Origin of the sequence: Trichococcus sp. ES5 (assembly GCF_900067165.1) — a bacterium.
GTDB lineage: Bacteria > Bacillota > Bacilli > Lactobacillales > Aerococcaceae > Trichococcus > Trichococcus flocculiformis.
On record NZ_FJND01000005.1, the window covers coordinates 160,785 to 171,466 of the forward strand.

At 47.1% G+C, this 10,682-nt stretch carries 7 protein-coding genes and 1 pseudogene; 5 read left to right on the plus strand and 3 right to left on the minus strand.

Annotated elements, in window-relative coordinates:
- The first annotated feature begins 6 nt into the window (after nt 1-6).
- Nucleotides 7-819 carry a Cof-type HAD-IIB family hydrolase gene (locus TES5_RS06500; RefSeq protein ID WP_083546551.1) on the plus strand — a complete coding sequence of 271 codons (813 nt, stop codon included), beginning with the start codon at nt 7-9 and terminating at the stop codon, nt 817-819.
- Between the two features lie 108 nt (nt 820-927).
- On the opposite strand, the gene TES5_RS06505 is transcribed toward TES5_RS06500, so the two are convergent.
- Nucleotides 928-2,025, minus strand: a complete 1,098-nt coding sequence (locus tag TES5_RS06505; RefSeq protein ID WP_068561044.1) for an FUSC family protein — start codon at nt 2,023-2,025, stop codon at nt 928-930.
- A gap of 280 nt (nt 2,026-2,305) precedes the next feature.
- Between TES5_RS06505 and perR the strand changes: the two genes are divergently transcribed.
- Nucleotides 2,306-2,794: a peroxide-responsive transcriptional repressor PerR gene (perR, locus tag TES5_RS06510; RefSeq protein WP_068561045.1), complete on the plus strand. Its 489-nt coding sequence runs from the start codon at nt 2,306-2,308 to the stop codon at nt 2,792-2,794.
- Nucleotides 2,795-2,898: 104 nt separating this feature from the next.
- Here the strand turns inward: perR and proC are convergent, their stop codons facing one another.
- Entirely contained in the window at nt 2,899-3,717 is an 819-nt protein-coding gene (proC, locus tag TES5_RS06515; protein ID WP_068561046.1) for a pyrroline-5-carboxylate reductase, read from the minus strand.
- A 261-nt stretch (nt 3,718-3,978) separates the two neighbouring features.
- Here proC and TES5_RS06520 point away from each other — a divergent pair, with 261 nt between their 5' ends.
- The 3 genes and pseudogenes from TES5_RS06520 (at nt 3,979) to TES5_RS06530 (ending at nt 9,438) form a co-directional block, all read left to right on the plus strand.
- Nucleotides 3,979-5,682 (plus strand): glycoside hydrolase family 13 protein, encoded by a 1,704-nt coding sequence (locus tag TES5_RS06520; RefSeq protein ID WP_068561047.1) that lies wholly within the window; start codon nt 3,979-3,981, stop codon nt 5,680-5,682.
- Nucleotides 5,683-5,702: 20 nt separating this feature from the next.
- Nucleotides 5,703-7,013 (plus strand): alpha-amylase family glycosyl hydrolase, encoded by a 1,311-nt coding sequence (locus tag TES5_RS06525; protein ID WP_068561048.1) that lies wholly within the window; start codon nt 5,703-5,705, stop codon nt 7,011-7,013.
- 146 nt (nt 7,014-7,159) lie between these two features.
- Nucleotides 7,160-9,438 (plus strand): annotated as a pseudogene (locus TES5_RS06530) (glycoside hydrolase family 65 protein).
- 918 nt (nt 9,439-10,356) lie between these two features.
- Here the strand turns inward: TES5_RS06530 and TES5_RS06535 are convergent.
- The coding region (locus TES5_RS06535) for a transposase (protein WP_198143301.1) at nt 10,357-10,682 on the minus strand (326 nt) is incomplete at its 5' end.

A 10,682-nucleotide genomic window follows, 5' to 3' on the forward strand; every position in this document is an offset into this window, starting at 1 on the left:
TCACTGATGATAAAAATGATAGCAATCGATATCGACGGCACGTTGGTCAACGGCCAGAAAGTGATGACGCAAAAAGTGAAAGAGACGATCCAAGAGGCAATGCGTCGAGGTATCAAAATCGTACTATGCACAGGCCGTCCGCCTGCGGGCATCAAGCCTTACGCGGACGAACTGGGATTTGGCGAACATGAGGACTACATCATCGCACAGAATGGCGCCTACATTCTGCGTGCGGACACGGACGAAACGGTCTACAAAAAAACGTTGAGGCTTGCTGAAGTGCAGGAGATTTATGAGTTCGGAAAAGGTTTTTCCGCCGGCACGCTGTTGGTAGGTGAGCACCATTATTACAGCTTGGAAGATGAAGTGACGGAATCGATGCAGAAGGATGCCACCATCGTCAACATGGACATCAGCGTATTGGATCCCAAAGCGGTAACCGAAGAGATGGGCTTGATGAAGATCCTTTACATCGGCGAACCGAGCGAGGTGGATGTCATTGATTCGGCCATTCCAGTCAAGATGCGTGATGACTTCTATATCGTCCGTAGCCAGGATTTCCTTATGGAAGTAATGGAGAAGAGCTCAAATAAAGGCACTGCGTTGACTAAATTGGCGGACCATCTGGGGATCGCGATGGAGGAAGTAATGGCGCTGGGCGACGGCGAGAACGATTATGAAATGATCCAAGTTGCCGGTCTGGGTGTCGTGATGTCCAACGGAACCGATAATCTGAAGAGCATTGCCAATGAAATCACCTTATCCAACGAAGAAGACGGCGTGGCCCATGCCATCGAGAAGTGGGCTTTCCAAAGCTAGATCCAAAAATGTTTTCAGAATATAAAAGAGGCGCGCAGTCGACAAGAAAATACTCTTGGTCGATTGCACGCCTCTTTCTTGCTGTCCCTAAAAAAGTTGGCCGACTCTTTAGTGGATGATGTCTTCGATATTATTGATGTTTTTTGATTTATTGCCTGGAGTCGCTTTGTAGCTGCGGACCAGTTTGTTGAAGTGAACCAGATCGTCTTCGTACGCCAGGATGGCACTCATCAGGTGGATGATGCCGTAGCTTTCGGAACTGCTGTATTTGCCGAAATCACTTTCTTCTTGGGCGCGTTGGAAAAAGACATCCATCAGATCGTGACGCTGATCTTTGTTGGCTTCGAAGAAATTGACTTGATTGGCCGGAACCCGTCCGCTGAATTTCAGCATAATCTGCTCATGCCCACTCATCAAGGTCTCCAGGCGTTCTCGGATCATGATGCGCATTTCGACAGGAAACTGATAGAAAACATTCTCGTAATCGTGCAGCACTTCCAGAACGTGAAAAGCTGATCGGGTCGTTTGGATCATTTTGCGGTAGACGACCAGCATTTTTTTGTTCTGATATTTATTTTGTTTGTTGAACAGGCCGCTTTCGGTCAAGTATTGATAAAGATTGTCCATTTTTTTGAGCTGCGTGCGCGCCCATTTCAGATCGTTGTTCATGATGGAGTATTCGGTATTCTTGCGCAAACCGGCACGGATCCAAATCAGAAATTCGGTAGTGGCATAGTCCACCGTGTGGTACAGGCGTTCGTCGTATCGCGGTGGGGCGACGAATGTATTGACCAAAAAAGCAATGATGACGCCGACGAATGTCTCCAATACGCGATAGGTGGCACTTAACATCAAATTGTCATCCGTGCCGACCATAATAACGATCAACGTCACGATCGACAACCCGATCACGTCTTCGAGCTTGAGGGCATTCAGGATGGCAATCAACAACATCACTGAAATACCGAGCAGATAGATGTTGTATCCCAAGGTCATGACGACGAAAACGGCTACCAAGCCACCGATTGTATTGGCCATGATTCGGCTTTTCAAGTTGGTGTAAGAACGGCCAAGTGAAGGTTGGGTGGAATAAATGGCTGCGATGCCTGCGATGACGCCTCCGCCTTCGAATCCGAAGTATTGGGCGACAATCATTGCTAATGCGACGGCGAGACCCGTTTTAAAGGTGCGGGCGCCAAGTTTCATATAGATTCAGCTCCAAGTCGATAAATGATGTAAAAAAAATAATCCAAATTAAGAATATACTAATCCCGTGGCCATGTAAAGGTCGACAAGATGGTTGTTTGAAAACTGCCGTTCTGGATTCGTTTCCATCTGCGACATGATAATAAAAAGTAAGGAATTTTTTGAATGTTAAGGGCTTATGTATTGCTATTTTCGGCAAATCGATATATGATGAATTCAGCTAAATGTAAATTATAATGACTATCATATACAAGTGATTCCAGAAGGGGGGGGATACTCCATGCACCATACAGTCGTAAATGATTCAATCGAAAAAATGAAAAACGCCAATATCCGGATTACACCGCAACGTTACGCGATTTTGGAATATTTGGTCGAGTCCAGAATGCACCCTACAGCAGATGATATCTACAAAGCGTTGGCCGATCGTTTTCCCAACATGAGTGCTGCCACTGTCTACAACAACTTGAGACTTTTCGTAAAAATCGGCTTCGTGAAGGAATTGGCATACGGAGATGCTTCGAGCCGTTTTGACTTCAGTAACACGCAACATTATCACGCAATCTGTGAAAGTTGCGGGAAAATCGTCGATCTCTATTATCCGGTATTGGATGATGTGGAGATGGTTGCCGAAAATTTGACCGGTTTCCAAGTCGGCCATCACCGCATGGAAGTCTATGGCATTTGTCCTGAATGTCAGGAAAAAGGGATCCAAAAAGAAGATATTGCTGACGGAGCGGAAGCTGCCGGGCATCATCACCACCATTAATAGTCAAGAGCTCTTCCTCAGGTTTTCCGGGGAAGAGCTCTTTTTGCATAGTAAACGAAACCCCTAAGCGAGTGAGCAGCTCAGGGGTTTTGTTTTGGTTGTTTTCAGTTTTCTTTCGGTTTGCTCATGGCGATGGATTTGTCGATGGTTGTCTGGACTGCTGAGATGACAGCGGATCGGAATCCGTTTTTCTCCAATTCGGCAACGGCTTCGATCGTCGTTCCGCCCGGGGAGCAGACCATGTCCTTCAGTTCGCCTGGGTGTTTGCCGGTTTCCAGAACCATTTTCGCGGATCCGAGAACAGCTTGTGCTGCAAATTTATAGGCTTGTTGGCGGGGCATTCCGCCGCGGACGGCGCCATCCGCCAAAGATTCGATGAACATGAAGACCAGGGCCGGGGATGACCCGCTGACGCCTGTCACGGCATCCATCATATATTCCGAAACCATTTCGCTACGGCCGAAGCTGTCGAAGATATTTTTGACGTCCGTCAACTCAGCGACGTTCACCACTTCGTTGGCGCAGATGCCGGTCATACCTTCGCCAACCAAAGCCGGGGTATTCGGCATGGCGCGGACTACTTTTACCTTGCGGCCGAAGCGTTCTTCGATGTCGCTTAAGCTTTTTCCGGCTGCTATCGTAACGATGACGACTTTCTCTTTGACGGTCGTTTTGATTTCATCGATGACGACATTGTAGATATTCGGTTTGACGGCCAAGAAGAGGATATCCGATTCGGCTGCCACCTGTCTGTTGTCGTCCGCGATGCGGATGGCGTACTGGTCCTTCAAGGATTGCAGGCTTTCGTTGTCTTGACTGGATACGATGACTTGGTTTGGTGCAACAAGTGCAGAACCGACGAGCCCACCGATGATAGCTCCGCCCATATTTCCGCTGCCGATGAATCCGATTGTTTTTTTCATGGATGAGGACTCCTTTTGGATGATGAGTAAGTTCGTTTGATTTCCTTAATTTTATCATTATAACAAGAAAAAAGGAAAATCGTACAGAAAATGATGGAATACTGCAAAGTATGGGCATCATCACATCCTGTGATTTGTTTTTATTAGGCCTTTTGGGTAAGCTTAAGGTAAGTATTGTTCTAACGAATAATGATGGCTAGCTTCACGGGTTAGGCTGAACGAACCAGCGAAGCTAGCCATCACGAAAGTGAGGTTTTTGGTATGGGTAATGTTCGTGAGTGGTGGCATGGATTGATTGTGTATCAAGTGTATCCGATGAGTTTTCAGGACTCCAACGGGGATGGTATCGGGGATATTCGCGGTGTTATCAACCGTTTGGATTATATTCAAAATTTGGGCGTCAATATGATTTGGCTGAATCCGATCTTCAAATCGCCGAAAGTCGATAATGGCTATGATATTTCCGACTTCCTCGAAATCGATCCGATTTTCGGGACGATGGCTGAGGTTGAAGAGTTGATCCTCGAAGCGCATAAACGCGGCATCAAAGTCATTTTCGATTTCGTGATGAATCACACTTCTGAACAGCATCCGTGGTTCCAGGAAGCCTTAAAGGGGAAAGACAATCCGTACCGCGATTATTATATCTGGGCGGACGGCAAAAACGGCGGGCAGGATCTGCCTAATAATTGGGAATCTTTTTTCACAGGAACTGTCTGGGAAAAGGAACCATCCGGTGACCAATATTATTTCCATCTGTTTGCGAAAGAAATGCCTGATCTGAATTGGGCCAATCCGGAAGTGCGGCGCGCGATGGTCGATATCGCGTTTTTCTGGCTCGATAAGGGAGTCGACGGTTTCCGTTTGGATGCTTTTATCCATCTGCAAAAGGAAGAAGGTTTTCCGGATGTGGAAGGACTGGATGAAGGGGAAATCGGCTTGGCTGAGAAATATTACGCCAATCTTCCAAAAATCAACGAGTACATGAAATTCTTCACCTCGACTTTGCGGAAACGCTATCCGGACACATTCATCGTCGGGGAGGCAGCTTCGGCAACCGTCGAGCTGGCGCGTTCCTATACCGATCCCGTTCTTGGCGGCTGCGACACGGTCATCACTTTCCGTTATTTCACGATGGATGAAAAATCGAAAGATCCGCGCCTCTCCTCGAATATGCAAAAGACGAAGCTGCTTTACGGCGCCTTCAAGAAAAATCTTCAGGAGTGGCAGAAAGTCATGGCGGATGTCGGCGGTCCGACGCTCTATTGGAACAACCACGATATGGCTCGGGTCGTTTCCCGGATTGGGGACGACAGTAAGCACCGCGATAACAGCGCGAAAATGCTGGCGGCTCTGATGTATCTTCAGAAAGGCATTCCTTTCATCCTGAATGGGGAGGAGCTTGGGATGAAAAATCTATTTTTGAACGACATCAAAGATTTTAAATCTCCGGAAGCCAAGACGTTCTATAAGGACGCACTCGCGTTGGGGTACAGCGAAGAAGCGGTTCTCTACAATCTGCGGGAAAGTTCAAAGGACGCCAGCCGCGGTGCGATGCAATGGGATCAGTCGGCTTTTGCCGGTTTTTCGACAGTCCCCCCGTGGAGTGGCATCAATGTTGAAGCGGATTATAACGTATCCGCGGAAGAAGCCAATCCCGGCAGTATCCTGCATTTTTACCGGAAAGTATTGGATCTGAAGAAGACGGATCTGTTCGTCGAAGGCGACTATCATCTCTGGGATACGCACGATGATTTTTATGTCTATGAACGTGTGATGGACAAACAAGTCGGTCTGGTCATCTGCAACGTCACGGACCAGCCGAAGGAGTTTGTGCTTCATCAGTTGGAGTCCCATGGTTACCGCCAAGTTCTGTTGCAAAATGAAGGGAACAGGCTGGAAGGGCAAACGTTGCACTTGGCGCCTTACGGTGTGGCTGTTTTCCAGACCGTTTACAATAGCTGAAATGGTTAAGGAGGATCCTTATGGCAAAAGACACACTTTTGGACTTACGGAATCAAATTATCTACTGCATCTATGTTCGGAATCACACATCTGAAGGGACTTTTAACGCCATCATCCCGGATCTGCAACGTATAAAGGGGCTGGGGGCCGACATCATCTGGTTTATGCCGATCCATCCCATCGGTGAAACGAAGCGTAAAGGCGTGGAAGGCAGTCCCTACGCCATCAAAGATTACCGCGCGGTCAATCCTGCCTACGGGACGATAGATGACCTCAAAGCACTGGTTTCCGCGATTCATGATTTAGGTATGAAAGTGATGATTGATGTTGTGTATAACCACACGTCGCCGGATTCACGGCTTGTCGAACAGCATCCGGAGTGGTTTTACCGCAGACCGAACGGCGAAATGGGCAATAAAATCGGCGAGTGGTATGATATCGTCGACTTGGATTACAGTCATTCGGATTTGTGGGATTACCAGATCGAGACATTGAAGCAATGGGCTTCCATTGTTGATGGCTTTCGCTGCGATGTGGCGAGTCTCGTGCCGTTGGAATTTTGGATTCGAGCCAAAAAAGAAGTCGCAGAAGTCAAAGAAGGCGTTATCTGGTTGGCCGAATCAGTCCACCCGAGTTTTCTGAGGATGAATCGGGACCGGGGTAATGTCGGCCATTCCGACAGTGAATTGTATGAAGCCTTCGATATCACCTACGACTATGATGTGCACGATTTCCAGCAGGCTTACTTCTGGGGGGAAATCAGCCTCAAAAATTATCTTGATGTCCTTCTGTTCCAGGACGGCATCTATCCCGTGAATTACGTCAAATTGCGTTTCTTGGAGAACCATGATCATCCACGCATCCGCTCGAAGATCGATGACATCGGCAGGCTGCGGAATTGGACTGCTTTTGCCTATTTCCAGAAAGGGACGCTGCTGCTCTTCGGCGGACAGGAGACCGCGACGGCGCACCTGCCGGATCTGTTCGAAAAGGATCCGATTGCGTGGACCAGTGAGGAGGATCTGACACCTTTGTTGCAGCGGCTGCAACGTTTCAAGCGGGAAGGCGCTGTTCGGGAGGGCAGTTATGACCTGAAAGCAGCTTCCGGATCGGAAACGGTCATCGGCCATTACCGGTTCGGGAATGAAAGGCTGACGGGCATTTTCTGCCTGGATGGGAAAGCTGCCAAGGTTGCTGTCGATTTGCCGGATGGTGCTTATCGGAATCAGCTGGATGACCAGGAGTATCAAATCAGTGAAGGTTTGCTGGAGACCCGCGGCGTGCCGATTTTGTTCAAGAGTTACGGCGAAGCGCTGCTGATCGAGGTCTGAAAGCACATGGGAAATATTATAGAATAATGTATGGGCGCGCTTGCACTGAGGTGGCCGAAATTGGGATAATAGAGTCATCAGAACAATCAATTTTATGCGGTCTCCGAAAAGGACCGGCATCTGATTCCGGAAATAAGGACTGTTATATGAAAAGGCTCTTTGATATCGACCATTGGAAAATAAAGACGGCTGTATTGGACAAAGAAGAGAAGCGACTGCAGGAAAGCTTGACTTCAATCGGCAATGGCTATATGGGGATGCGCGGCAATTTTGAGGAGGGTTACTCAGGCGATACCCATAAAGGGTCCTACTTGGCGGGTGTCTGGTATCCCGACAAAACGCGTGTGGGCTGGTGGAAGAACGGCTACCCCGAATATTTCGGGAAAGTCATCAACGCCATGAACTTCATTGCTGTGGGTATCCTCGTTGATGAGGAACCGCTTGATTTAGCGAAGCAGCCTGTCGCGGATTTTCATATGGAATTGGATATGCGCCGAGGCGTATTGAACCGCAGCTTCATTTGGAAAAGCGAGAGCGATGCTGCGGAAATCAAGTTCACTTTTGAACGCTTCGTCAGCATCTCACAGAAGGAGCTTTGTCTCGTGCGGGTAACGGCAGAAGTGTTGAAAGGGTCCGCCGACCTGGAATTCCCCCCGCGTCTGGATGGCAATGTGACGAACGAAGATGCAAATTACGAGGAGATGTTCTGGGAAGAAGCTGGGCGTACGCTGGATGCGCCTGTCAGTCTGAGCACCAAAACGATTCCGAATCCGTTCGGGATCGACCAGTTCACGGTCACTGCAGCGATGAGCAACCGTGTTTCTGGATTGAGGCAAACCGGCTGCAACGAAAGCGGCCTTTTAGTAGAAGAAACTTTTTCAGGAATCGTTTCCGCGGACGAAAAGGTCGTTTTTGACAAGTATGTCACTGTTGTCACCAGCCGGGACATTCCGGATGCTGAGCAGGCGTTTATAGCCAAAAAGATGGCAACTGAAGCTGCTGGAGAAGGCTACGACACGCTTATCGCCGCGCATGAACGTGCTTGGCAAGCGAGATGGACAAAAGCGGACGTGAAAATAATGGGCGACGACGAAGCGCAGCAAGGGATCCGCTTCAATCTTTTCCAACTTTTTTCTACTTATTACGGCGAAGATGAACGCTTGAACATCGGTCCGAAAGGCTTCACCGGCGAGAAATACGGCGGCGCCACTTATTGGGATACGGAGGCATACATGGTGCCGATGTACCTTTCCGTGGCCGATCCGAAAGTCACCCGCCAGTTGTTGCGCTACCGTCATCAGCAGTTACCTGGTGCTTTCCATAACGCACGCCAGCAGGGTCTCAAAGGCGCTTTGTATCCGATGGTGACTTTCACCGGGGTCGAATGCCACAATGAATGGGAGATCACTTTCGAGGAAATCCACCGCAACGGGGCGATTGCGCATGCCATCTATAACTACACGAATTATACTGGCGATGAAAGCTACCTTGTTGAAACGGGAATCGATGTCCTGGTCGGTATTTCCCGTTTCTGGGCGGATCGGGTCCATTTTTCTAAACGCAATCAAAAATATATGATCCATGGCGTGACGGGTCCTAATGAGTACGAAAACAATGTCAACAACAATTACCACACCAACAATATGGCAACTTGGACGCTGCAGTACACGCTGGACGCGCTAAAAAAGTGTCCCCTGAGAAATGGGCAGAGCATGGCCTGACGGAAGCGGAAACGGAGCACTGGAAAGATATTGTTGCCCGGATGTATTATCCGTATGATGAGGAAATCGGCGTTTTCGTACAGCATGACACGTTCCTTGATAAAGACCTTCGTCCTGCCGATACGTTGGATCCGAGCGAAAGGCCTTTGAATCAGCACTGGTCATGGGATAAAATCCTGCGATCCCCGTTCATCAAACAGTCCGATGTGCTGCAGAGCATCTATTTCCTGAATGATCGGTACAGTATGGAAGAAAAGAGACGCAACTTTGATTTCTATGAACCGATGACTGTGCACGAATCTTCCTTGTCCCCATCCGTGCACGCTGTCCTGGCTGCGGAACTTGGGAAGGAAGAAAAAGCTGTTGAATTATATGCGCGCACCGCTAGGCTCGATCTGGACAACTACAACAATGATACGGATGACGGGCTCCACATCACTTCGATGAGCGGTGCCTGGTTGGCTATCGTTCAAGGCTTTGCCGGAATGCGCGTGAAAGAGGGCGCCCTGCATTTCAAACCATTCGTTCCTAAAAATTGGCAAGGCTATGATTTCAAAATCAATTTCCGCGGCAGCCTGCTTGATGTGCAAGTGATCGGTGGAGAAGTGACCCTCACTATAGAAGAAGGACCAGAGTTAGCTGTGTATTTAAATGATGAATTGGTGCAAGTGAATGAAGCTGTCGTCGTCAAGACGAAGCACTGATCGAATTGGGGGCTGCTGGAAGGCGGCCCTTAAATGCGTTCTATCATTGCTGAAGAGCCGTACTGTCATGGAAAGTGTATAGGCAGTTGAATAGAAGCTGAAGACACTAAAATTGTAGCCATAAAGTCAGCCGGAAACTTGGGGGAATAAATAAAAAAATTCAAATAATTAAAAAAATAGTCAACATTTACTTGCAAAGCAAGCGCTTTCATGTTATTATTACAGTGTAAAGAAGGAAGGGTATATAACTCGAAAGGGTTGTATAAAATGAATTCTTTACATAGAACCAATTGAAGTTCTTGCATCTTATGGTTTTAATTTCATTCATGATCGAGTAGAGACTTTAAGTATAGACCCGAAAAATCTAGAAAAGATTCAACATGACAGATTGAATGAAAAAAGTAACGTAGCAGCAGAAAAGATTTAGATTAGCTTGAAAAACTATGAAAAATTGATTTAACCTGTGAAGTTAAAACCGTAATAGAATGGATAAAGGTTCAGAAAGGAACATTTTAGGCGAGTAAACTTAAAATGTTATCTCGAAGAAGATTCGTATTTAAATGTGAGTGGCGAGATGCCCCGTTTAAATGTTTTATGAATCTTCAGTACTACAACTTCATATTGTGGCCATGTTCCTCATTCAGTGGAAAAAGTAGTCCGGAAGTTTGTAAGACTCACATGAACGAAGATCATGTCAACGAACAGTAACTTTAAATACCAACCGCAACATTGTTGGTAGATAAATTAACAGGAACTAGTGCTACAAGCATGAAGTGAGGCAACCTCGCCATTTGAGGTTGCCTCTTTGATTTTCGGCTCTCTGTCAAATGGTGTTGATGAGACATTTTATCTGTTGAAATAAGGGAGCCACATTCACAAACTCCAGAAGAGAATTTTTCTCTTTTGGGGTTTGTTTTTTTATATTGCCTGAAGCAGATTGAATTGGATAAAAATCCGATTACGGAAATGAATGAAGTTCCTGTAGCCGTAAGAGACTCTCTTGATGACCTTTATTTTGTTATTTATCCCTTCGATTACTCCGTTGGAGTAGGTATAGGAGAGACTGTTGAGAATGTATTCTTCGGCGACCTTGAGTGACTTAATGGCTTTTGTCATGTTGGGTGAAAGGGATTTATGGGTTTCATTCAGAAAATTTTTAAACAGTTCTTTTTCTTTATGGTTCACCGCATATTTGATAGTCTGATAGGCATCATAATTTGCTTTCAGAGTGAGGTCTATTCCCA

Bases quoted from the DNA above. Each gene is read 5' to 3' on its own strand.
- TES5_RS06525 (WP_068561048.1), top strand. From the start codon at position 5,703: ATGGCAAAAGACACACTTTTGGACTTACGGAATCAAATTATCTACTGC.
- proC (WP_068561046.1), bottom strand. From the start codon at position 3,717: ATGAAAAAAACAATCGGATTCATCGGCAGCGGAAATATGGGCGGAGCT.
- TES5_RS06500 (WP_083546551.1), top strand. From the start codon at position 7: ATGATAAAAATGATAGCAATCGATATCGACGGCACGTTGGTCAACGGC.
- perR (WP_068561045.1), top strand. From the start codon at position 2,306: ATGCACCATACAGTCGTAAATGATTCAATCGAAAAAATGAAAAACGCC.
- TES5_RS06520 (WP_068561047.1), top strand. From the start codon at position 3,979: ATGGGTAATGTTCGTGAGTGGTGGCATGGATTGATTGTGTATCAAGTG.
- TES5_RS06505 (WP_068561044.1), bottom strand. From the start codon at position 2,025: ATGAAACTTGGCGCCCGCACCTTTAAAACGGGTCTCGCCGTCGCATTA.